Origin of the sequence: Bradyrhizobium sp. SK17 (assembly GCF_002831585.1) — a bacterium.
GTDB lineage: Bacteria > Pseudomonadota > Alphaproteobacteria > Rhizobiales > Xanthobacteraceae > Bradyrhizobium.
Map to the genome: position 1 here is coordinate 4,963,935 of NZ_CP025113.1, position 19,216 is coordinate 4,983,150.

At 65.0% G+C, this 19,216-nt stretch carries 27 protein-coding genes; 12 read left to right on the forward strand and 15 right to left on the reverse strand.

All coding sequences use genetic code 11. From position 1 onward, the window contains the following. Positions 1-44 precede the first annotated feature (44 nt). The gene (locus CWS35_RS22765; RefSeq protein ID WP_100953859.1) at positions 45-296 is read right to left on the reverse strand and encodes a hypothetical protein; all 252 of its coding nucleotides are present in this window, start codon (positions 294-296) and stop codon (positions 45-47) included. 209 nt (positions 297-505) lie between these two features. Between CWS35_RS22765 and CWS35_RS22770 the strand changes: the two genes are divergently transcribed. Then, positions 506-1,096, forward strand: coding sequence for an NADPH-dependent FMN reductase (locus CWS35_RS22770; RefSeq protein WP_024578507.1), 591 nt, complete (start codon positions 506-508; stop codon positions 1,094-1,096). A 25-nt stretch (positions 1,097-1,121) separates the two neighbouring features. Here the strand turns inward: CWS35_RS22770 and CWS35_RS22775 are convergent, their stop codons facing one another. Continuing rightward, entirely contained in the window at positions 1,122-1,505 is a 384-nt protein-coding gene (locus tag CWS35_RS22775; RefSeq protein WP_024578506.1) for a hypothetical protein, read from the reverse strand. Positions 1,506-1,679: 174 nt separating this feature from the next. Here CWS35_RS22775 and CWS35_RS22785 point away from each other — a divergent pair, with 174 nt between their 5' ends. Next, on the forward strand, positions 1,680-2,309 hold the full coding sequence (locus tag CWS35_RS22785) for a L,D-transpeptidase (RefSeq protein ID WP_244442100.1): 630 nt from the start codon (positions 1,680-1,682) through the stop codon (positions 2,307-2,309). A gap of 77 nt (positions 2,310-2,386) precedes the next feature. On the opposite strand, the gene CWS35_RS22790 is transcribed toward CWS35_RS22785, so the two are convergent. Then, entirely contained in the window at positions 2,387-3,391 is a 1,005-nt protein-coding gene (locus tag CWS35_RS22790; protein WP_100953861.1) for a hypothetical protein, read from the reverse strand. A 381-nt stretch (positions 3,392-3,772) separates the two neighbouring features. Between CWS35_RS22790 and CWS35_RS22795 the strand changes: the two genes are divergently transcribed. The 3 genes from CWS35_RS22795 to CWS35_RS22805 all read left to right on the forward strand — a co-directional run bounded on the left by CWS35_RS22795 (position 3,773) and on the right by CWS35_RS22805 (position 6,522). After that, positions 3,773-4,354 carry a septal ring lytic transglycosylase RlpA family protein gene (locus CWS35_RS22795; protein ID WP_100953863.1) on the forward strand — a complete coding sequence of 194 codons (582 nt, stop codon included), beginning with the start codon at positions 3,773-3,775 and terminating at the stop codon, positions 4,352-4,354. A gap of 407 nt (positions 4,355-4,761) precedes the next feature. After that, positions 4,762-6,210, forward strand: a complete 1,449-nt coding sequence (locus tag CWS35_RS22800; protein ID WP_157817208.1) for a serine hydrolase — start codon at positions 4,762-4,764, stop codon at positions 6,208-6,210. A gap of 132 nt (positions 6,211-6,342) precedes the next feature. Next, positions 6,343-6,522 (forward strand): hypothetical protein, encoded by a 180-nt coding sequence (locus tag CWS35_RS22805; protein WP_092113623.1) that lies wholly within the window; start codon positions 6,343-6,345, stop codon positions 6,520-6,522. A gap of 86 nt (positions 6,523-6,608) precedes the next feature. On the opposite strand, the gene CWS35_RS22810 is transcribed toward CWS35_RS22805, so the two are convergent. After that, positions 6,609-7,337: a bifunctional 2-polyprenyl-6-hydroxyphenol methylase/3-demethylubiquinol 3-O-methyltransferase UbiG gene (locus tag CWS35_RS22810; RefSeq protein ID WP_100953867.1), complete on the reverse strand. Its 729-nt coding sequence runs from the start codon at positions 7,335-7,337 to the stop codon at positions 6,609-6,611. Positions 7,338-7,530: 193 nt separating this feature from the next. Between CWS35_RS22810 and CWS35_RS22815 the strand changes: the two genes are divergently transcribed. Then, on the forward strand, positions 7,531-7,716 hold the full coding sequence (locus CWS35_RS22815; RefSeq protein ID WP_029878704.1) for a hypothetical protein: 186 nt from the start codon (positions 7,531-7,533) through the stop codon (positions 7,714-7,716). A 154-nt stretch (positions 7,717-7,870) separates the two neighbouring features. Further along, positions 7,871-8,392: a DUF1993 family protein gene (locus CWS35_RS22820; protein WP_024578498.1), complete on the forward strand. Its 522-nt coding sequence runs from the start codon at positions 7,871-7,873 to the stop codon at positions 8,390-8,392. A 113-nt stretch (positions 8,393-8,505) separates the two neighbouring features. Here the strand turns inward: CWS35_RS22820 and CWS35_RS22825 are convergent, their stop codons facing one another. The 7 genes from CWS35_RS22825 to CWS35_RS39585 form a co-directional block, all read right to left on the reverse strand. Then, positions 8,506-8,742: a hypothetical protein gene (locus tag CWS35_RS22825; RefSeq protein WP_024578497.1), complete on the reverse strand. Its 237-nt coding sequence runs from the start codon at positions 8,740-8,742 to the stop codon at positions 8,506-8,508. A gap of 325 nt (positions 8,743-9,067) precedes the next feature. Further along, positions 9,068-9,241, reverse strand: a complete 174-nt coding sequence (locus CWS35_RS39580) for a hypothetical protein (protein ID WP_168200252.1) — start codon at positions 9,239-9,241, stop codon at positions 9,068-9,070. A gap of 9 nt (positions 9,242-9,250) precedes the next feature. Further along, a complete protein-coding gene (locus tag CWS35_RS22830) occupies positions 9,251-9,481 on the reverse strand; it encodes a hypothetical protein (RefSeq protein WP_024578496.1) in 231 nt (76 codons plus the stop codon). Between the two features lie 141 nt (positions 9,482-9,622). Beyond that, entirely contained in the window at positions 9,623-9,967 is a 345-nt protein-coding gene (locus CWS35_RS22835) for a tRNA-binding protein (RefSeq protein WP_024578495.1), read from the reverse strand. Then, entirely contained in the window at positions 9,967-10,593 is a 627-nt protein-coding gene (locus tag CWS35_RS22840) for a LysE family translocator (protein ID WP_024578494.1), read from the reverse strand. The genes CWS35_RS22835 and CWS35_RS22840 overlap by 1 nt, the downstream gene beginning before the upstream one ends. Beyond that, complete coding sequence (gene pdxY / locus CWS35_RS22845; RefSeq protein ID WP_024578493.1) at positions 10,590-11,483, reverse strand: pyridoxal kinase PdxY; 894 nt, start codon at positions 11,481-11,483, stop codon at positions 10,590-10,592. The genes CWS35_RS22840 and pdxY overlap by 4 nt, the downstream gene beginning before the upstream one ends. A gap of 10 nt (positions 11,484-11,493) precedes the next feature. Beyond that, positions 11,494-11,667 carry a hypothetical protein gene (locus CWS35_RS39585; protein ID WP_016840760.1) on the reverse strand — a complete coding sequence of 58 codons (174 nt, stop codon included), beginning with the start codon at positions 11,665-11,667 and terminating at the stop codon, positions 11,494-11,496. 536 nt (positions 11,668-12,203) lie between these two features. On the opposite strand from CWS35_RS39585, the gene CWS35_RS22850 reads away from it, so the two are divergent. From CWS35_RS22850 to CWS35_RS22870, 5 genes are all read left to right on the forward strand, one after another. Then, the gene (locus CWS35_RS22850) at positions 12,204-12,452 is read left to right on the forward strand and encodes a hypothetical protein (RefSeq protein ID WP_024578492.1); all 249 of its coding nucleotides are present in this window, start codon (positions 12,204-12,206) and stop codon (positions 12,450-12,452) included. Positions 12,453-12,537: 85 nt separating this feature from the next. Then, complete coding sequence (locus tag CWS35_RS22855) at positions 12,538-13,233, forward strand: FMN-binding negative transcriptional regulator (protein ID WP_245438626.1); 696 nt, start codon at positions 12,538-12,540, stop codon at positions 13,231-13,233. 526 nt (positions 13,234-13,759) lie between these two features. Continuing rightward, on the forward strand, positions 13,760-14,518 hold the full coding sequence (locus CWS35_RS22860) for an ROK family protein (protein WP_024578490.1): 759 nt from the start codon (positions 13,760-13,762) through the stop codon (positions 14,516-14,518). A 132-nt stretch (positions 14,519-14,650) separates the two neighbouring features. Continuing rightward, positions 14,651-14,911, forward strand: coding sequence for a PepSY domain-containing protein (locus CWS35_RS22865; protein WP_024578489.1), 261 nt, complete (start codon positions 14,651-14,653; stop codon positions 14,909-14,911). 185 nt (positions 14,912-15,096) lie between these two features. Beyond that, a complete protein-coding gene (locus tag CWS35_RS22870) occupies positions 15,097-16,380 on the forward strand; it encodes a cystathionine gamma-synthase family protein (protein WP_100956608.1) in 1,284 nt (427 codons plus the stop codon). Between the two features lie 12 nt (positions 16,381-16,392). Here the strand turns inward: CWS35_RS22870 and CWS35_RS22875 are convergent, their stop codons facing one another. From CWS35_RS22875 to CWS35_RS22890, 4 genes are all read right to left on the reverse strand, one after another. After that, complete coding sequence (locus tag CWS35_RS22875) at positions 16,393-17,385, reverse strand: LLM class flavin-dependent oxidoreductase (protein ID WP_100953869.1); 993 nt, start codon at positions 17,383-17,385, stop codon at positions 16,393-16,395. Between the two features lie 295 nt (positions 17,386-17,680). Then, entirely contained in the window at positions 17,681-17,821 is a 141-nt protein-coding gene (locus CWS35_RS39065; protein ID WP_157817209.1) for a hypothetical protein, read from the reverse strand. Then, positions 17,818-18,204 (reverse strand): DUF2846 domain-containing protein, encoded by a 387-nt coding sequence (locus CWS35_RS22885; RefSeq protein ID WP_100953873.1) that lies wholly within the window; start codon positions 18,202-18,204, stop codon positions 17,818-17,820. Before CWS35_RS22885 ends, CWS35_RS39065 begins: the two co-directional genes overlap by 4 nt. A gap of 70 nt (positions 18,205-18,274) precedes the next feature. After that, a complete protein-coding gene (locus CWS35_RS22890) occupies positions 18,275-19,093 on the reverse strand; it encodes a hypothetical protein (protein WP_100953875.1) in 819 nt (272 codons plus the stop codon). Positions 19,094-19,216 lie beyond the last annotated feature (123 nt).

The window sequence follows — 19,216 nt, forward strand, 5'->3', positions numbered from 1 at the left end:
AGGTCTGGCGTTGCCGGCCGCGCGCGGACAGCAGCGCGTGACGCTCAGTGCTCCTCGTCGTCCGCGCCCTTGGTCGCGGTGCGGTGCTGGGTCGCGCCGTTGGCGCCGGCTTCGCCGCACGGGAGCTGGTTCCAGGTGCCGTCGGCGGCCTGCTGGTAGGCCTGGCAGCCGGCCGATGTGGTGGCGTTGGATTTCTCGTCGGCTTTCTGTCGCTCGGCGCTCTTCGCCAGCGCAGGCGTGGCCGTGGCAGCGATGGCTGCGAGCGTGCCTGCGAAAACCAGCTTTGCGATCCGCATGTCGGGTTCTCCTTCTCGAAGCAGACGTCTATCCAGGAAATGAATCGGGCGATTTTGGGCCGCGGCGTGCGCTCTGCGACGAATTGCTTAATGCCCGGGAAAATCGGCCGGATCGCCGTTAACTTCTGCCTCACGACGCGCTGCGGAGCGCGGTCGATTGGGGCGGGCAGCGCGACGGTGTCACGACGGCGTGCTACCATGGTCGCACCATGACCCACCGCATTCTCGTGTTCTACGGCTCCTACCGTTCGGATCGCATGGGCATCCGCCTGGCGCATTTCGTCGTCGAGGGCCTGCGCGCCCGTGGCGACGATGTCGAGCTGATCGATGCCAAGGAGGTCGGCCTGCCGATGCTCGACCGGATGTACAAGGAACATCCCAAGGGGCAGGCGCCGGCCGTGCTCGAAACGCTCGCCGGAAAGATCCGCGACGCCGACGGCTTCCTGTTCGTCACCGGCGAGTACAATTGGGGTATCCAGCCCGGGCTGAAGAACCTGACCGATCATTTCCTCGAGGAATGGTTCTGGCGCCCCGCGGCGATCGCGAGCTACTCTGCCGGGCGGTTCGCCGGTGCGCGTGCCGCCACCGCCTGGCACGGCACGCTGTCGGAGATGGGCATGGTGGTGGTGTCTAGCACGATCAGCGCGGGGCCTATTGCGCAGACCCTGTCGGCCGAAGGTAAACCGATCGGCGAGGGCGGCAAGTCGCTCGAACGCGCCTTTCCGCGCTTCGCCGACGACTTCACCTGGTGGATCGAGGCCGCCAAGGCGCAGCGGGCGCGCAAGGCGCCGCCATACTGAGCGCCGGATTCCTCACGCCACTCGGCTATTCCTTCGTCCTGATGTAGCCCGCGAGCCGTGCCTTCTGGTCGTGACACCAGGTCGTCATGCCGATGCGGCGTTGATCGAGGTCGGTGGTCTGGGTTGCGATCGCGACTTCCGTCATCAGGTCGTCCGACTGCTTCTCGCCCATCTTGCCGCCGGTGTGCATGTAGGCGATCGCCTTGCGCACCTGTTCGGTGGTGCCGTCGGGCAGGTGCATGTCCTGTGCGCGCTGCACGAGGTCCTGATAGACGAGATCGGTGCCGGGGCACTCGACCTTCGCGGCGAAGGCTTGCAGCACCATCGTGACATAGGCCGCGCGTGGATCGGCGGCGTGAGCCGGAGACGCTGCGACAATCAGTCCGCCCAGCAGCAGTGCGTAACGCATGGAATTCCTCCCAATGTCTTTGACGTTTTTTACCAAGCTAGCGTCCAAGGGAACCGACTGCAACCGGAAGGACACACTCGCTGAGGGAACCGATCAAACCGATGTGTTCCATATTGCGTTGCCACGATTTCAGCACGATTTCGGCAGCATCTGGCGAAAGTTAACGCAGGGAGAATGATCGTGTCGAAGTTGGGGCTTGCTGCCGTGCTGGTGGGGACACTCGCGCTTGGCGGCTGCATGCAGGCGACGTTGTCGCCGGTGACGGATGCCGCGATGACGCCGCGCGATCGGCAATTGCTGGCGCATCCGCCCTATGCCGATGCCAAGATCCCGGATCAGTTCCAGCGTCACATCGTCGAGTATACGCGCCGGGAGCAGCCGGGTTCGATCCTGGTCGATACCGACGCGCGCTACCTGTATTACGTGCTGCCCGGCGGCAAGGCGATCCGTTACGGCGTCGCGGTCGGCGAGGAGGCGATGGCCTTCTCGGGCGTGGCCACGGTTGGCCGCATGGCAGAGTGGCCGGACTGGGTTCCGACCGCGGATATCCAGCAGCGGCTTGGTCCGTACCCGAAGCGTGTCGCCGGTGGACCGGCCAATCCGCTCGGCGCCCGCGGCATCTATTTGTACCAGGGCAACAAGGACACGCTGTATCGCATCCATGGCACCAACCAGCCCGAATATATTGGGCAGGCGATCTCGTCGGGCTGCATCCGGATGAACAACGCGGACGTGATCGATCTCTACCAGCACGTCAAGCCGGGCGCGACTGTGGTCGTGCTGCCGCCGGGACAGAGCGCCTGATTTCGTATCCGAGAAAACAAAGCGGCCGATCGCTTGATTGCGATCGGCCGCTGTTCTTTTGACGGACGGTTGGATCGTCAGCGCAGCGGCATCGGCGGACGAACCACGGGGCCGTTGTCGTCGGCATCAACGACACTGGACTGCTGTTGCTGCGATTGCAGCGGTCGCGGTGCCACGACGGACTGCGGCGAGGTGGCAACGGGCGGCGGCAGCGGCGCCGCTGCTGTCGGCGGTGGCGGGACGTAGGCCTGCGCCGGCCGGCGCACCGGCGGCGGCGCAACGGCGGTGTGCGACGCCGTCGGCGATGCGATTGCGGCGCGCGGGCGTGGCGCGACCGGCCGCGGTTCGGCGGCCCTGGTCTCGGTGGTTCGCGCGACACGCTGATCCTGGCTCGCCTTGAGCTGGTCGATGCTGGTCTTGAGCTGTTCGATCTGCTGTCCCATGGCGGCGAGGTCGCGTGCCATCGACTGCAACAATTGCGTCTGGTCAGGCGCGGCCGACGCTGCTGGCGCCGGAACCGCGGCGGCAGCCGGCGTCGCCGCGGCGACCTCCTGCGGGGCAGCGGCGGGCGCTGCGTCGGCGGGCTGATCGGCCGCCGGTTGCGCTGCGGGCGCCTGAACCGGAGCAGGTGCCGCCTTGCCCGGCAGCAGCGACGCGAGCGCTTCGACCTGGGGCACGTACTCCACCACGATCTGCTTGACGCGATGTCCGTAATGTTGCCACGCCGCAGCGCCCATCGCGCTCACGATCGCGAACACGAACCAGAAGGCGCGGATCGCCCATTTGTTGGTGGGGCGCGGGCCACGCTCGAGCCTGATGTCGTCCAGCTTGCCCTCATGGCTCGCGGCGCCATAGGCCGGTACGACCGGCGGAACGGCTGCGGCGGAAGGCGCCGGGGTCGTCGGCGCCGCCTGCGGCACGGGTGAGGGGGCGAGGGTCGGGCCGAAATACGGTTCGCGTTGGCCTGCCGATCCAGCGCCGGCCGGCGCTAGCGTTGCAGCGGGGTCGGCGCGGGTCGCGGCGAAGCTCGGCTCGATCGCGAAAATATCGTGCGGATCTGCGTCTTTCAGTGTGGATTGCATGGCGGTCCCCGTATCAGTCCAAGGTCAACCGCAAATGGGCGGCCGGCAAATTTACGCTCTGTATCGACCCCTGGCCCTGACCCCACAACTCCAGTCCGGTTTGACCAAAGCAAGGCGAGAGGGTGGAGAGGTTGGGGAGTTTCGGGAACCGAAACTGGCGGTAACGGGCGCGGGCATCGGCCACCTGAGCGGGACGCCCACGCCGTGATTTTTGGATCAATCCCCTGGGTTGTGTGGCGTATCCATCACAGCTGATGGGAAATCGCGTCGCGCCAGGCACCTCTCGCCGCGCTCCGCCTCCGTTCTGCCCTGATTGGATTCGGCTCATAAGGCGAGTGTTGGATTTTCGGCTTGGGCTGGGGCGCGAGTTGGGGATGCAACATGTTACGCGACGATGCAGTGATTCGGTACGTCGACGTTGAACGCAACGCGCGGCGAGTTCGCCCCGCGATCCTGTTTGCTCAAACGCGAAAGCCGCTCCGGCTGTTCGCCCTGATGATCGGCGCAGCGTCGCTTGCAGCCTGCGCCCAGTCGTCGGTCGTCAGCCAGCGCTCGCAGGCACTCGCGAGCCGGTCCGCCCCGGACCAACCGACGCACGCTGCATCGTCGCCGACACGGACACGCGTCGCGGCCGCGCGCATCCACAGGCCATACGCCTCGCACAAGACCGTCGATACCAAGATTGCGTCGCAGGGCGTCGCGAGCTTCTACAGCGATCAGCAGGAGACCGCGAGCGGCGAGAAGTTCGACGGGCACGAACTGACCGCCGCGCATCCGACATTGCCGTTCGGCACCAGGCTGCGGGTCACCGACGTCAAGACCGGCCGTTCCGTCACCGTCCGCGTCAACGATCGCGGACCCTATGTTCCCGGGCGTATCGTCGACGTCTCGTATTCCGCCGCGCAGTCGCTCGGCATGATTGGCAAGGGTGTCGCGAATGTCAGGCTCGACGTGGTGCAGTGAGCCGCGCCGGCGGGCCGGGTTTGGGGATTTTTTCCGACCAGCTCGGGAAAAAGTCCCGGCGGGGTGCGCGCTTTAATCCTGTTGTCTGAATGGCCGGTCCCACTAAGACTGACGCCGCTACTTCCTCGCGCCGCTTTTTCCAAGCGCGTGGATTTCTACCCAATGAACCTTTCCCCGCCTTGGCGTCCCGCCCAAGGCGGGGTTTTTCATTGAGGGGCCATGCGCGCCGGATACGTTGACAGCGCGGGCCGGCGCCATAACCTCCGTTCTCCTCCAGAGGACGGCCTATGCCCAGCAACAATCAAGAAACCGACAGTCTCGCATCAGGTCGCCCGTCGCGGCGCGGGGCGTTGCAACTGTTCCTGGGCGGCGCCGCCGTCCTGTTGTCCCCCGAGGGACGCTCCGCCATGGCGGCAACGGCGCAGGCCGAGCCAGCCTTCGCCGATGGATTGTCACGCGGCCGGCCGGATGAGCAGGGCATCGCGCCATCCGCGATCCTGGATTTTCTCGACGAGGTCGATCGCCAGGGTTACGAGCTGCACAGCTTCATGCTCTGGCGCAACGGCAAGGTGGTCGCGGAGGGCTGGTGGTCGCCGTACCGCGCCGATCGCAACCACATGATGCACTCGCTGACCAAGAGCGTCACCGTGTGCGCGGTCGGGCTCGCCATGGCCGACAAGCGCTTTGGCCTGCAAGACAAGGTGGTGTCGTTCTTCAAGGACAAGCTGCCGCCGGTCGTCGACGACAAGCTCGCCGCGATGACGGTCGAGGATCTCCTGACCATGCGTACCGGTCACGCTTCGATGACATCCGGGTCGGCGTGGCGACCGATCAAGACCAGCTGGGTCGCCGAGTTCTTCAAGATCCCTGTGGTCTACCAGCCGGGCACCAAATGGGTCTACACTTCGGCCGCGACCTATCTGCTGTCGGCCATCGTCACCAAGACGACGGGAGAGGCGGTGGCGGATTATCTGAAGCCCCGATTTTTCGATCCTCTCGGAATCTCGGGCTATGAATGGCCGGTCGGGCCGGAGGGCATCTCGCCCGGCGCCAATGGCCTGAGCTGGAAGACGGTCGATTGCCTCAAGCTCGGCATCCTGCATGCGCAAAACGGCATGTGGAACGGCAAGCAGGTGCTGCCAGCCGATTGGGTGGCGGCGGTGCAGCAACCGCACGTCAAGGACACCTATGGCTATCAATGGTGGATCGGGCCCGAGACGTTCTACGCCGACGGCCTGTTCGACCAGCTCAGCTTCGTCTTCCCCAAGCACAATGCGGTGCTGGCGATCACCGCCGGCATTCCGCAACGCAGTGGTTTCAACAAGCTGGTGTTCCGCCATTTCCCTGCGATGTTCTCTGCCACGGCGGCGAAGAGCGATGCCGACGCCGACAGGCTGAAGGGACGGACCGCGGCCTTGCAATTGTTGCCGCCACTGGCGCCGGCATCGTCGCCGGTCGCAGCGGTGATTTCCGGCAAGACCTGGCAGATGCCGGAGAATGCCGATGCGATCAAATCGGTCAATCTCGCCTTCGCCGGCAACACCTGCACCTTCGCGCTCGAGGACGCCAGGGGCACGCACACGATCGAAGTCGGTCTCGATGCGCCGCGCGAGGGCACCACGACGATGACCGGCAACAAGCTGCATCATGAGTATCAGCCTGACGTCATGCGCGTGGTCGCGAGCGGGACCTGGCGCGACCTGCGCACCTTCGAGATGACCTGGACGTTCGTCGAATCGGCGTTCCGCGACACGGTCACTTGCACCTTCGAGGGGCCGCAGATGCGCTACGCACGCAGCGTCAACGTCAACTCGGCGGCGCTCGACATGCCGACCTTGATGGGAAAGTTGGCGTAGGCGCGACCACACGTTGCGCGTTGCCGCATCTTGCGGCGGCGCTTCCACCAAATTGTCACACTCCCAGCGAATTGCCGCCCAAAGCCGCTGCCAACAAACCGCCGAACGGAAGACGTCGGCGAGGGACAAGCGTTGGCCTACAAGATGATCGCAGAACGCGAGAACGAAACGGTCAGGATCGAACGGGAAAGCACCTTCATCATCATCGCCAAGGCCAAGGTCTGGGCCAGCGAAGGATGGCAGGTGGTGATCACCGACAAGGACGGCAAATCATATCCGCCCGAGGAGTTCGACAAGCTGCTCGCGGCGTGAGCATGATCCGGAAAAATGTGAAGCGGTTTTCCGAACGGATCATGCCCAAATCAAAGCGCAACGACGCTTCAATCCAATCTCGCGCCTTAGCGCTGCGCTGACACCAGCATCATCATCGGTCGTTCAAGCTCGTCGGCGAGTTCGGGCATCGCCTTGATCTGCTCCCGGGTCGGGCAGAATTCCTCGACGTGACGCAGCGCGAAGCCGGCGCCGATCAGCGCGTTGAGCGTGGTGCCGATGGTGCGGTGATATTTCAGCACGCCCTTCACATACCAGTCGGTCCGCCGCTCGCCTTCGATGAAGTAGCGGTTGACCGGCCAGCTCTTGCGGCCATCCTCGTCCTGTCCCCAGCGCGGATGGGTGGCCGCCATGTAGATCGGATGTTCGATGGTGAAGACCAGATGCCCGTCCGGGACGAGCGCGCGATACAGCATGCGCGCCAGCCGATCGAAGTCCCTGATGTAGTGGAACGTGAGGGCGCTATAGGCCAGATCGAACGTGCTCTTCGGTAGTTCAAGCGTTTCGAGGTCGGCGATCTCGTAGACGATCTCCGGATCCTGCGTCATGGCCTCGGCGCGCGCGATCATGTTCTGCGACAGATCGATGCCGCGCACCGCGGATGCGCCTTGCGCGCGCATCCAGCGCGATACCCAGCCGAATCCGCAGCCGAGATCGACCACGTGCTTGCCGGCGAGATCGGGCAGCATGGCGCGGATCGCGGGCCATTCGGGCGCACCTGGCAATCCGTGGACCTGCCGCGGCAACTGGCTGTAACCGGCGAAGAAGCCGGGATTGTCATAGATGTTCTGTGCCATGGTCACGCCAACCCGGAATGAGCGGAATCCGTCTTTCTGTAGCTGCCGCCGCTGCGCGTGGGAACCGCTGAGTGTGCTGCGCGACGGTGGTGACGTTGGAACCAGACGCAGCATTCGGCGGTTTTGATGTCAGCCCCGCGGGACGCGCGGCAACGCCTGTCCCTGCGGCACCTGACAGCCGAGGAGAGCGCCCATGATAGCAGCGACAGAGATCCATAGCATCGCGCGGCAGATGCTACAGAAGCACGGCCCGGAGGCGATCGCCCAGGCGGCGCAGAACGCGGTGGCTTGCGAGAGCAAGGGCGATACCGAAGAGGCGCGCGGCTGGCGTCAGGTCGAGGACGCCATGAAGATCATGCGCGGGCCGCATCAGAGCTGACGGCGTCAATCACGATGCCTGATCGAATGTGTCCGGCGCACGCGCCGGATCGTTCGATCATGCGATCCCCCGTGCCGCTTGCTTTCGCCGGAAATTCCGGGAACTGTGTTCCGGCAAGCAAGCCGTAGAAAAATTCTATCTGGGGGAATTCGCCATGACTTTTTCACTCTACGACGCCACCGTTGCCAACTATCTGCAAATCCTCGGCGCCACTTCGGGCTTTCTCGACAAGAGCCTCGCGCATTTCAAGGATAATGGCGTCGATCCGGCGGAGATCGTCGAGACCCGGCTGTTCCCGGATATGCTGCCGTTCCGCTTCCAGGTGGTCTCGCTCGCGCATCATTCGCGCGGCGCGATGGAGGCCGCGAAGAACGGCGTGTTCATCCCGCCGTCCGGCAAGCCCGATCTGGATTACGCCGGCCTACAGGCGCTAGTGAAGGACGCGCACAGCGAATTGTCCAGCCTGACGCCGGATGCGGTCAATGCGCTGCTCGGGCGCGAGGTGATGTTCAAGATCGGGGATCGGTCGATGCCGTTCACGGCCGAGGGATTCTTGATGTCGTTCTCGCTGCCGAACTTCTTCTTCCATTCGACCACGGCCTACGACATCCTCCGTCACAAGGGCGCGCCGCTGGGCAAGCGCGATTTCATCGGCCGATTGAATCTGAAGAAGTAGCCGGTCGCGCGCCGACCTGCTCTTGCGGATGCGGCAACGCCCGTCACCGCCCGCAACAACACCCGGACCGTGCGCTGATCGGCACGGTCACCAGAATCAGAAGTCTAGGGACGCTAGCCTGCCCGGCGCCATCGCGGCACGGGATCGAGCGGCGTCCGGTAGAGTTCGCGCCGGTCGATGTCGGTGACGCGGACGGCGCAGCCGCGGGCCTTCAGCTCCGGCTTGACCTGCGACAGCTCGTTGGCGAGCTGATCGGCGCGATCGGTGGCGACGCTGATGTTTTCGAGGATGATGGTTCCCTGATTGCGGAACTCGTCACCCACCACGAGATCGAAGGTGTAGTACGGCATCCCGAAGTTCTCCGTTTCGGTTTGCATCACAGGGTAACACTGAGTCGAGCGTTCCCTAAGATGCGTCGCGCACAATCGTCGAGCGATCAGCGCAAAAACGATGTGCAGCGCGTCGCACGATCAACCAATGAGCGTCACGCTGCACGGTCAAAGGAGTCCTGTGATCCAGCACACTGCCATGCCGTTAAGATTTGATTAAAACAGTCGTCGCAAGCTTGGACCCAATTGGAATCGCAGCGGAACCGGGCTCCGGGAACCGGCAGTTGCAGGAGAAGGTCGGTGGCGTAACGCCCGCCGGCCTTTTCTCATCGCCGCTGCTCGCGACCTAATCGCGCAGTGCAGCCTGCCGCCTGGCGCGGCACTTCGGGCCGGGCCCGCGCATGTAATACAGCTCGGGGCGATATGGGTTGGCGACGTGCTCGATCAGCGCGAGGCCACGCGCGACAAGGCGGGCGAGGTGGCGGCGCAGCGGCTTCAGGACAAGCTCGATTGCGTACATGACGCGCCCTCAGTGCAGCTCGCCGAGCACGGCGCTGAACGGCAATTCGAACATCTCGGTTCCGATATCGTCGGTGACGTGGACTGCCCAGTTGCGCCAGTCTTCCGCGCTCGGTGTCATGACATAGCTGCGTGCCAGCTGCTCCGCATGCACCCGTGCTTCCGCCAGATCCATCGCTGCACCGGTGCGATCCAGGATCACGTGCTTCTCGTCAGAGCAGTGAAAGAAAACTGCAGACATCTTCCGATTCCCATTCCGAAGCGATTCTCGCGCGCTGAAATAGCAGCGCGCGCGGGCGCGGAGAATCCGGGTGATCCCCCATCGGGAAACTACGGTGATTCCTGACGATTTGAATCAAGCGGCCGTGATCGGCGCGTGATCTCAGAAGATCGACTCGCCGATCTCAACCTCGCTGCGCGGGCCGAGCACGATCACCTTGCCGCCGGCATCCTTGGCGCCGAGGATCAGCAGTTCCGAGGTGAAGCCCGCGATATTCTTCGGGCCCAGATTGCAGATGCATACCACCAGCGAGCCGAGCAGCGCCTCGGGCTCGTAATTTGTGATCTGGGCACTCGACCACATGATCCGCTCGGCGCCGACGTCGACCCCGACCTTGTAGGACGGGTTCCGGGCGCGCGGAAACGGCTGCACCTCGACGACCTTACCGATCCTGATATCGAGCCGGGCGAAGTCGTCGTAGCTGGCTTGGGGCTTGAGAGGGGACATCAGCGCTCCTGAAACGCCAGGCGGATGCCGAGCGCGATGTAGATCGTGCCGACCACGCGGCCCTGCCACTGCCCGATGCGCCGGTGCCGCCTGATCCACGGGCTGATCTGGCCCGCGGCGAGCGCGAGCAGCGAGGTGTAGGCCGCGCTCATTGCGACGAAGATCAGGCCGAGCGTCGCGAATTGGGCGACCGCCGAGCCGTGACCGGGGTGGACGAACTGCGGCAGGAAGGCGAGGAAGAACAGCGCGGTCTTCGGATTGAGCATTTCCGCCCAGATCGCCTGCCGGAATGCGCGCCGCGGATCGACCGGCTGCGCCGCCGGCAGATGCAGGTCGTCATTCTTCTCGAACACGGCGCGCACGCCGAGCACGATCAGGTAGATTACGCCGGCATATTTGACGATCGAGAACGCCAGCGCCGAGGTCATCAGCACCGCCGACAGGCCGAACGTCGCCATCGCGGTGTGGACGAGATCGCCGAGCGCGATGCCGAACCCGGTGGCGACGCCGACCCGCGGTCCGCCGGTCACCGAACGCGCGAGCACCAGCAGCACGGCAGGCCCGGGGATCAGGAACAGGCCGAGCACGACGGCGGCGTAGGTGAGGAGGGTCGTGGTGTCGATCATGAAGAATGTCCCGGATGTTCGGACGGATGGATCGCGACGGCCGTGAAGCGGGGTTTTGGATCAAGCATCACGTCGGCGCTCTCGACGATGCGCATTTCCTCGGTCCCGCGCTGCGCCGTGCGTTCCAGCACGCCGTGAATGGCTGACGCGGCATGACCGAGCGCGTCCGGCGTCGCCAGACCGCGCACGCGGCCAGCGACGAACAGCGCCGCGAACAGGTCACCGGTGCCGGACGGGCTGATCGGCACGCGCGGCGTCCGCACCCGCCAGGCGGATATGCGACCGGCGTCCGCGCGCTCGATCGCCAAAGTCTCGATCTCGCTGTCGGGCGTGCCGGCGAACTCGGCGCTGGTGATGATGATGGTGGTCGGCCCCCGCGCCATCAGCGCGCCGGCCTGCACGATGACGTCGCCGATCGTCGTCACCCGCGCGCCGCAAAGGAATTCGAATTCGAAATGGTTGGGGGTGATGATGTCAGCGAGCGGGCAGAGCTGGTCGCGCACCAGCGGCGGGATGTCGGCTCGCACGAACATGCCGCGGTCGCGATCGCCAAGCACCGGATCGCAGCAGTACAGCAAAGTCGGGTTGGCCGCCTTGGCGCGGGCGACGAAATCGGCGACGTCGCTGCCGATGTCGGCCGAGCCGAGGTAGCCTGACAGGATCATCTGCGCGTGCTCGACCGCGCCGCGTTCCTCGACGCCGCGCAGGAGGTCGGCGACCAGCTGCACATCGAGCACGCGGCCGCGGATGGTCGGATAGCCCGGCCGGTTGCTGAGCAGCGTGGTCGGCACGGCGACGACATCGATGCCATGGAGCTGAATCGGAAAGCTGGCGGCGCTGTTGCCGACATGGCCCCAGGCGACCTGCGACTGGATCGAGATGACGGTCATGCTGCCCGCATCACCCGAACAGCGCGGCGTAGATCACGTAAAGCCAGCCCAGGATACCGTGGATGATCGCCCACAGGATCGAATGGTTCTTGGTGTAGGAGATCGCGATCGCCAGCGCCGAGCCGAACCCCACGCCGTATTTCGCGCCCTCGACACGGACGCCGTAATATCGATTGCCGTTCATGGTGTCCTTCCAGCGGGAGGGCAGGAGATTGCTCCCAGCGTAACCCGTCCGCTGCCGCCAGTTCAACGGTGGAACGGTCTCGGCGGATGCATATGCGGGACCGTCGTGGCTTTATTGGCTCGAGCCAGCGATCTCCCCCATCGTCGTCCTGGCGAAAGCCAGGACCCATAACCACCGGCTTGGCTGTGAAAGGGATTGGAAGCCACAGCGTCGCGCGACAACTTGCATTTGGGGTAATGGGTCCTGGCTTTCGCCAGGACGACATGGGGATTGTTCTGGTCTCAAGACGCCAACCAGGCAGTGTCATCACCCGCGCATGCAGGTGATCCAGTATTCCAGAGCAGCAATGCTTGAAGCGAGATGCCGCCGAGCCCCCGTCCTGCTCAGGGCACGCCGTGCGCGCTCATCACATTCACGCTTCGGTCAAACGTAGGCGGAATAACCGGACAGCGCCAACAGTCATGGTGTCGGTGTGAATGCTTCAGCCGCCCGGCGAAACCGCCGTCGCGGCCGCTAAGCCAAGCGGGAGAAGGACGATGATGGTGGCGAAGTATGTCGCGGCGGGCCTGGTCGCGCTCGCCATGCTGACGGGGTCGGCGGCCGGCGCGTCCCCGGCGGCGGGGTTCTATCCGCCTGCGAAGGGCCATACCGGCACCGTTGCCGGCAGGGGCTGGAGCGGCGGACTGCCGCGGATGACCGCCCCGCATGTCGGCGACACCGAGACGCGGCCCCGCGACCAGCCCGGCGGCGTCTGCGATCACGGCGACAACGCCATGATCTGCTGAGCCGGACGGTGCATGGCGGTGATCTCCGGCGAAACTTGCGCTAGCCTTGCTGGATCGTCTCCCTCCAGCCGCGAGCGCCGCCGCCATGCACATCCTGCGCCCCCAATTCCGCATCGAGGACGATCGCGCGCTGGCCTTCGCGGCGGCGCGTGGCTTCGGTGCCATCGTCGCCGCCGATGCGCGCGGCCCGCGGGCGTCGCACGTCCCGTTCGTGATCGAGCGGCGCGACGACCGCGTCATCGTGCAGATCCATCTCACCGCGAGAAATCCGCTCGTGGAGCTTGCTGATGGCAGCAGGCGATTCCTGCTGATCGTCTCGGGTGACGACGCCTACATCTCGAACGACTGGTACGTCTCGCGCGACAACGTCTCGACCTGGCTCTACGAGGCGGTGCATCTGTCCGGCGTCGCGCATCTGCGCGGGTGCGAAGACAATCGCGGCCATGGCGACGCGCTGCTCGCGGTCTCCGAAGCGCGGCTGCCGAAGCAGCCCTGGGACCTCGCGCAAATGGAGCCCGGCAAGCGCGAGGCGATGCTGGCCGGGATCAGGGTGATCGATCTCGTCGTCGACGAGATCGAGGGGCAGTCGAAACTCAACCAGCACAAGAGCGATGCTGACTACATCGCGCTCGTCAACCGCCTGGCGCGCGCCGAGGAGACGGCAAGCCACCGGCTTGCGGAGAAGATGCGTGCGCTGCGGCCGGAGCTTGCCTACGATGAGGAGATCGTCATTGGCGCAACGGGCGCGCACAGAGCGGGGCCGATAACAGGCTCCGAGTAGCAATCGCAAACATGTTGTTAAGAATCGATCCGCGCTGACTTGGCCGATTCCGATTCGTTCTTTGCGAACAAAATGGAGTCGTATCCGGAACGGATCGCGATGAGTGGAGCATGTTATGCGCGTGACTGAAAACGACACTTGGGCGCTTCGGGCGCGTCGCGCGAACGTGTTGTTAAGAATCGCATCGCGCTGATTTTTCGATTCCGATTCGTTCTTCGTGAACGAAATGGAGTCGAACGGGGAACGCGATGATGGCGCCGCCTGTCGCTCGATTCCGCAATCCAGCTCATGCGAAATGGCCGAGGGGCTCGGCGATCTTGCGCGATGAGCGCAATAATCCCACCATGGCACAACATCGACTGCGCAGATGTGGTCCGTACATACACGTTGTTAACGCCTGAACCGCGCCGATTTTCTCGATTCCGATTCGTTCCTCGCGAACAAATTGGAGTCGGATGCAGAACGTGGTTGTGGCGCGCAAAGCGTTTCTCTGCTCCACTCCGAGCACACAACAGAGAATGGATCGATGGCCAGGAAGACACCCGGGAAGCCGAGCAAGAAAGCGAGCAAGAGAACGAAGAAGACAGGCAAGCGGGCCGCGTCGCGGCGAACGGTGCTGGCGATCGACGTCGGCGGCACGCATGTGAAGGTGATGACCGACAAAGAGCGCATCAAGCGCGAGTTCGAGTCTGGACCAAACCTGTCCGCGACCGAGATGGTGCGGCAGGTCAGGGCGCTGACCCGCGACTGGTCTTACGATGTGATCTCGGTCGGCTATCCCGGACCGGTGGTGCACGACCGTCCGCTTGCCGAGCCGCACAATCTCGGCCGCGGCTGGGCCGGGTTCGATTTTCAAGCGGCGTTCGATCGGCCGACCAAGGTCGTCAACGATGCGCTGATGCAGGCGATCGGCAGCTATCAGGGCGGGCGGATGCTGTTTCTCGGCCTTGGCACCGGGCTCGGCTCCGCGATGATCGTCGACGGCGTGTTCGAGCCGATGGAGCTCGGGCATTTGCCATATCGCAAGGACGAGACGTTCGAGGACTATGTCGGTGCCGCTGGCCTGGAGCGTCGCGGCAAGAAGAAATGGCGCAAGAGTGTCGAAGACGTGATCGCGCGGCTGTCGGCTGCGCTGGAGCCCGATTACATCGTGCTCGGCGGCGGCAACGCCGACAAGGTGGACCATCCGCCGCCCAAGGTGAGGTTCGGCGACAATGCCAACGCGTTCGAGGGTGGATTTCGACTCTGGGAGACGAATGCGCGCAAGCCGCGCGCCGCGCGTTGACGAAACGGAATTGCCACCAAATCGCCGCAACTGCCGAAGTTTCGCGCGGCTCTGTGATCTCTTGTTGTCGGAACCGATTGGGTGCGCCGCTCGTTCTATGCGGCACAACATCTGTTCCACGAGGAGTAACGCATGCGAAAATTCATGATCCCTGCCGTCGCGGCCCTGGCGATTGGTGCGGCGACACCGGCGCTGGCCTATGATTCCGCCAGCCAGCTCTCGATGCAGGCCGCGCTCGACGTCGCGACCAGCATCGGCGTGGTGACGGTGTCCAACACCGAGTTTCTCGGCGACGAGTGGGAGATCGAGGGGCGGGATTATCGCGGCCGCTGGATGCAGGTCGACGTCGATGCGCGCACCGGCGAGGTGCGCAACGTGGACCGCAGCTGGTAACCGCATCCTCACCCGCGCGTGAGTTTTCTGAACGGCCGGCGGCGCAGGGCGCATGCCGGCCGTTCTTTATCCAGAACTGCCCGATGCCGTGCTTTGGCGGAATGGCACAAAGCTGGGGTATGCTCGGTCTCATCATTCCGGGAATCGCCGCCGCCGCGGCGGACCTCGCGAACAGGAGACCGGCCATGACGAAACCGTTTCCGTCGAAAACCCATATCGGCAACCATCTGCTGCATCCGGAAACCCAGATGCTGAACTACGGCTACGATCCGCAGCTGTCGGAGGGCGCCGTCAAGCCGCCGGTGTTCCTGACCTCGACCTTCGTGTTCCGCACCGCCGAGGACGGCAAGGACTTCTTCGATTTCGTCGCCGGCCGCCGCGAGCCGCCGGAAGGCATGGGGGCGGGGCTGGTCTATTCGCGCTTCAATCATCCGAACAGCGAGATCGTCGAGGATCGGCTTGCGATCTACGAGCGCACCGAGAGCTGCGCGCTGTTCTCGTCGGGCATGTCGGCGATCTCAACCACGGTGCTGGCGTTCGCGCGGCCCGGCGACGTGATCCTGCACTCGCAGCCGCTCTATGGCGGCACCGAGACGCTGTTCACCAGGACGCTCGCGAGCTTTTCGATTCACGCGGTGGGGTTCGCCGATGGCCTCGACGAGAACGCCGTTCGTGCCGCCGCCGATGCGGCGATGAAGCGAGGCCGCGTTGCGATGATCTTCATCGAGACGCCGGCCAATCCGACCAACGGCCTTGTCGACATCGCATTGACCCGGCGGGTCGCCGACATGATCGGCAAGGCGCAGGGCTTCACCCCGATCATCGCCTGCGACAACACGTTGCTTGGGCCGGTGTTTCAACGCCCGATCGAGCATGGCGCCGATCTGTCGCTGTACTCGCTGACCAAATATGTCGGCGGCCATTCCGACCTGATTGCGGGCGCGGCGCTCGGCTCGAAGAAGCTGATGAAGGACGTCAAGGCGCTGCGCGGCGCGATCGGCACCCAGCTCGATCCGCATTCCTGCTGGATGATCAGCCGCTCGCTGGAAACGCTCAGCCTGCGGATGGAAAAGGCCGACCGCAACGCGCGGATCGTTGCCGACTATCTGCGCGATCACCCCAAGGTGGCGACGGTGCATTATCTCGGCCACCACGACCCGGCCTCGGCCGCGGGGCGGGTGTTCGCGAGCCAGAGCTCCGGCGCCGGCTCGACCTTCTCGTTCGACATCGTCGGCGGACAGGAGGCGGCGGAGGCGTTCCTCAACAATCTCCAGATCTTCAAGCTCGCGGTGAGCCTCGGCGGCACCGAGTCGCTGGCGAGCCTGCCGGCGACGATGACGCATTCCGGCGTGCCTGCCGAGATCAGGCAGAAGATCGGCGTGCTCGACACCACGATCCGGCTGTCGATCGGGATCGAGCATCCGTCCGATCTCGTCGCCGACATCGCGCAGGCGTTGAGCAAGGCGTGAGCAAAGGGACGCTTACCGCGGCGTGATCCCGCCGGCCCTGGCGATCAGCTCGAACGAGCGCAGCCGCTTCTGGTGATCGTAGACGTCGGACACGATCATCAGCTCGTCGGCGCCGGTCTCGGCGACCAGCGCGTCGATGCCGGCGCGCACCGTCTCGGGCGAGCCGACGATGGAGCGCTCCAGCATCCGCATCGCCTGAACCTTTTCCTGTGGCGACCAGTAGCTCTCGATGTCGTCGATCGGCGGCTGGCTCAGGCCGCGCGCGCCGCGGAAGATGTTGGTGAACGACATCTGCTGCGTGGTCGCGAGATGCCGTGCTTCGGCATCGGTGTCGGCTGCGACGATGTTGACGCCGACCATGGCGTAGGGTCGCTCGAGCTGTTCCGACGGCTTGAAGCGGGCGCGGTAGATCTGGAGCGCCTGGAGCAGCAGCTCGGGGGCGAAGTGCGAGGCGAAGGCGTAGGGCAGGCCGAGCTCGCCGGCCAGCATCGCGCCGAAATTGCTTGAGCCGAGGATCCACAGCGGCACGTCGGTGCCGGCGGCCGGCACCGCCTGGATGCGCTGGTTGGGGCCGGCGGGCGCCAGGAAGGCCTGCACCTCGAGCACGTCCTGCGGAAAGTTCTCGGCCGATTCAGGCGTGCGGCGGAGCGCGCGCAGGGTGAGCTGGTCGGTGCCCGGCGCGCGGCCGAGGCCGAGGTCGATGCGGCCGGGAAACAGCCGCGCCAGCGTGCCGAACTGCTCGGCGATGACATAGGGCGCATGGTTCGGCAGCATGATGCCGCCGGCGCCGACCCGGATGGTGCTGGTTCCCGCCGCGATATGCCCGATCACGACCGACGTCGCGGCGCTGGCAATCCCGGCCATGTTGTGGTGCTCCGCCACCCAGATCCGGCGATAGCCCAACGCCTCGGCGTGGCGGGCGACATCGCGCGCATTGTACAGCGCGCCGCGCGCATCGGTGTCCTCGGTGACGCGGACGAGATCAAGGATGGAGAGGGCGGCCACGGCGGCTCCGGAGCGTTGCGGACGGGAGCCGGTGGTATCAGGCTGTGTCCAGGTGGGGGCGAAACGGCGCGGGCGACCGATTCATGCAGATGCATATGGATACGGTCCGCGTGTCGGTCAATCCGCCCGGGGGCAGCGGTATTCGCCATCGAAACGGCGAAGCAAGGCACCGCGTCCTAAATTATCGAAAACAACCCCATGCAAAGCAGGCAGCCGCCGCCGCCCGAACACGCGGCTTGACGCGTCGGGCAAATCAGCGATATTTTTCCATTATTCCGAAAATGACCGCGGCGGCCTATTGCGCCTTCAATTCGCCGATCGTGGCGGCACCCGTCGCAGCGTCGAGCTGATAGAGCGCGGCTCCGGCGAAACCCGACATGATCGGCGACGTTCCGCGCATCTGCTGGCCGCGGCTGCCGCCGACGAGCTGGTTCAACGCGTTCTGCCCGGGGGCCCGCCCTGCGGCGTGCCGATCCCGAAATAATAGCTCTGACCGGCCTCGACCTTGGTCTCGGCCTCATAGTCGATCGACATCGACGTGCCGGCCGACAGCTTGTAGGTGCCCGGCGGCCGGTCGATGAAGAAATAGGTCCCGCCGATCACCCGGCCGACCGGCCTGCCATCGACCTTGATGTCGACGCCCGCCACCGATCCGTACATCGCGACCAGGCGGCTCTCGCGCAGGAAGTACATCCGCGCCATGCGCGTGTCGCGTTGCCTGGTTTGAGATTCGAGTGCCGACGGCCCGGCGCAGCCACCCAATTCGATCGCCGGCGCGGCAAGACAAATGGCCAGCGCCACAGACTTCAACAGCTTCATTCCCAGCCCAACCCCAGCGAGCATCCCCGCTGCCGGTAGACCAAGAACTGTGCGCGCTGGCAAGCGCCAGTTACGTGCGCCGGCCTGGTGTGGCGAAGCGTCGCGTCAGGCCCCAGACGATCGCAGCCGTGGCCGCGGTGGCGATCAGGTGCTTCAAGGTGTGTCCGCTGACGAAGCCAAGCGCGTCGGCGATTGGATGGTCGAGCACCTCGGCGATCTTGGCCAGAACGTACAGCCCCATCGCCGCCGCGAACGCGATGCGCTCGATGCGCGGCGCGCGATGGATCGCCTGCCACAGCGGAATCAGGATCAGCGGCAGCACCTGCAACACCAGATACGGCCGCAGGTCGCCCGCGCCATGCCGGTCCGTCACCACCCACCACGCGACGCTGGCTACGGCGTAAAGCCCGAGAGCGATCGCCTCGATGTTGGTCTTCGCGTGCCGTTGCGTGTCGCCGCGCACGCCTACAAGCAGGCCCGCGCCGACGAGCGCGATCGGCAGCATGTCCCAGGTCAGCCGGCCGTTGCCGGGGGCGAGGTGAAAGAAGGCGGAGCCGAACGCGGTCAGCAACAGCCCGATCAGGAACAGCCGATAGCCCGGCCATCCGTCGCGCAGCCGATCGCTGTTGCGGTGAGGCCAGAGCGCGAGCCAGCCCCAGATCGCGACCAGCGCGAAGCCTGCGTTGGAGAGCACGTCGCCGGCGTGGGGGATTCCGGGCAGGGCCGAGTGGTCGGCAAAATCATTATAATGGGCCGGCTGCGCGATGCGTCCGTGGGCCGCGAAGGCCGCGATGATGCCGATCGTGATGATCGCTGGGGCCGCTTTCATCCACGGTTTCACCGGCCGATCGGAGCCGGTCAGTTCGTCCATCCGGAAGGTCGCTTGCATCGTCCGCTCCAACGAAAATGAACATTGTTCAATAACTGAGCAGAAGATTGAGCGACGTTCAAGTTTTATTTTTCGAGCGAGCGGCTGCTGGGGAGGTGCCGGCCGGGCTTGTCCCGGCCATCC

What these genes read in the sequence shown, in the direction of transcription:
- CWS35_RS22765 (WP_100953859.1), bottom strand. Translation starts at nt 296, where the DNA reads ATGCGGATCGCAAAGCTGGTTTTCGCAGGCACGCTCGCAGCCATCGCT.
- CWS35_RS22770 (WP_024578507.1), top strand. Translation starts at nt 506, where the DNA reads ATGACCCACCGCATTCTCGTGTTCTACGGCTCCTACCGTTCGGATCGC.
- CWS35_RS22775 (WP_024578506.1), bottom strand. Translation starts at nt 1,505, where the DNA reads ATGCGTTACGCACTGCTGCTGGGCGGACTGATTGTCGCAGCGTCTCCG.
- CWS35_RS22785 (WP_244442100.1), top strand. Translation starts at nt 1,680, where the DNA reads ATGATCGTGTCGAAGTTGGGGCTTGCTGCCGTGCTGGTGGGGACACTC.
- CWS35_RS22790 (WP_100953861.1), bottom strand. Translation starts at nt 3,391, where the DNA reads ATGCAATCCACACTGAAAGACGCAGATCCGCACGATATTTTCGCGATC.
- CWS35_RS22795 (WP_100953863.1), top strand. Translation starts at nt 3,773, where the DNA reads ATGTTACGCGACGATGCAGTGATTCGGTACGTCGACGTTGAACGCAAC.
- CWS35_RS22800 (WP_157817208.1), top strand. Translation starts at nt 4,762, where the DNA reads ATGGCGGCAACGGCGCAGGCCGAGCCAGCCTTCGCCGATGGATTGTCA.
- CWS35_RS22810 (WP_100953867.1), bottom strand. Translation starts at nt 7,337, where the DNA reads ATGGCACAGAACATCTATGACAATCCCGGCTTCTTCGCCGGTTACAGC.
- CWS35_RS22815 (WP_029878704.1), top strand. Translation starts at nt 7,531, where the DNA reads ATGATAGCAGCGACAGAGATCCATAGCATCGCGCGGCAGATGCTACAG.
- CWS35_RS22820 (WP_024578498.1), top strand. Translation starts at nt 7,871, where the DNA reads ATGACTTTTTCACTCTACGACGCCACCGTTGCCAACTATCTGCAAATC.
- CWS35_RS22825 (WP_024578497.1), bottom strand. Translation starts at nt 8,742, where the DNA reads ATGCCGTACTACACCTTCGATCTCGTGGTGGGTGACGAGTTCCGCAAT.
- CWS35_RS39580 (WP_168200252.1), bottom strand. Translation starts at nt 9,241, where the DNA reads ATGTACGCAATCGAGCTTGTCCTGAAGCCGCTGCGCCGCCACCTCGCC.
- CWS35_RS22830 (WP_024578496.1), bottom strand. Translation starts at nt 9,481, where the DNA reads ATGTCTGCAGTTTTCTTTCACTGCTCTGACGAGAAGCACGTGATCCTG.
- CWS35_RS22835 (WP_024578495.1), bottom strand. Translation starts at nt 9,967, where the DNA reads ATGTCCCCTCTCAAGCCCCAAGCCAGCTACGACGACTTCGCCCGGCTC.
- CWS35_RS22840 (WP_024578494.1), bottom strand. Translation starts at nt 10,593, where the DNA reads ATGATCGACACCACGACCCTCCTCACCTACGCCGCCGTCGTGCTCGGC.
- pdxY (WP_024578493.1), bottom strand. Translation starts at nt 11,483, where the DNA reads ATGACCGTCATCTCGATCCAGTCGCAGGTCGCCTGGGGCCATGTCGGC.
- CWS35_RS39585 (WP_016840760.1), bottom strand. Translation starts at nt 11,667, where the DNA reads ATGAACGGCAATCGATATTACGGCGTCCGTGTCGAGGGCGCGAAATAC.
- CWS35_RS22850 (WP_024578492.1), top strand. Translation starts at nt 12,204, where the DNA reads ATGATGGTGGCGAAGTATGTCGCGGCGGGCCTGGTCGCGCTCGCCATG.
- CWS35_RS22855 (WP_245438626.1), top strand. Translation starts at nt 12,538, where the DNA reads ATGCACATCCTGCGCCCCCAATTCCGCATCGAGGACGATCGCGCGCTG.
- CWS35_RS22860 (WP_024578490.1), top strand. Translation starts at nt 13,760, where the DNA reads ATGGCCAGGAAGACACCCGGGAAGCCGAGCAAGAAAGCGAGCAAGAGA.
- CWS35_RS22865 (WP_024578489.1), top strand. Translation starts at nt 14,651, where the DNA reads ATGCGAAAATTCATGATCCCTGCCGTCGCGGCCCTGGCGATTGGTGCG.
- CWS35_RS22870 (WP_100956608.1), top strand. Translation starts at nt 15,097, where the DNA reads ATGACGAAACCGTTTCCGTCGAAAACCCATATCGGCAACCATCTGCTG.
- CWS35_RS22885 (WP_100953873.1), bottom strand. Translation starts at nt 18,204, where the DNA reads ATGAAGCTGTTGAAGTCTGTGGCGCTGGCCATTTGTCTTGCCGCGCCG.
- CWS35_RS22890 (WP_100953875.1), bottom strand. Translation starts at nt 19,093, where the DNA reads ATGCAAGCGACCTTCCGGATGGACGAACTGACCGGCTCCGATCGGCCG.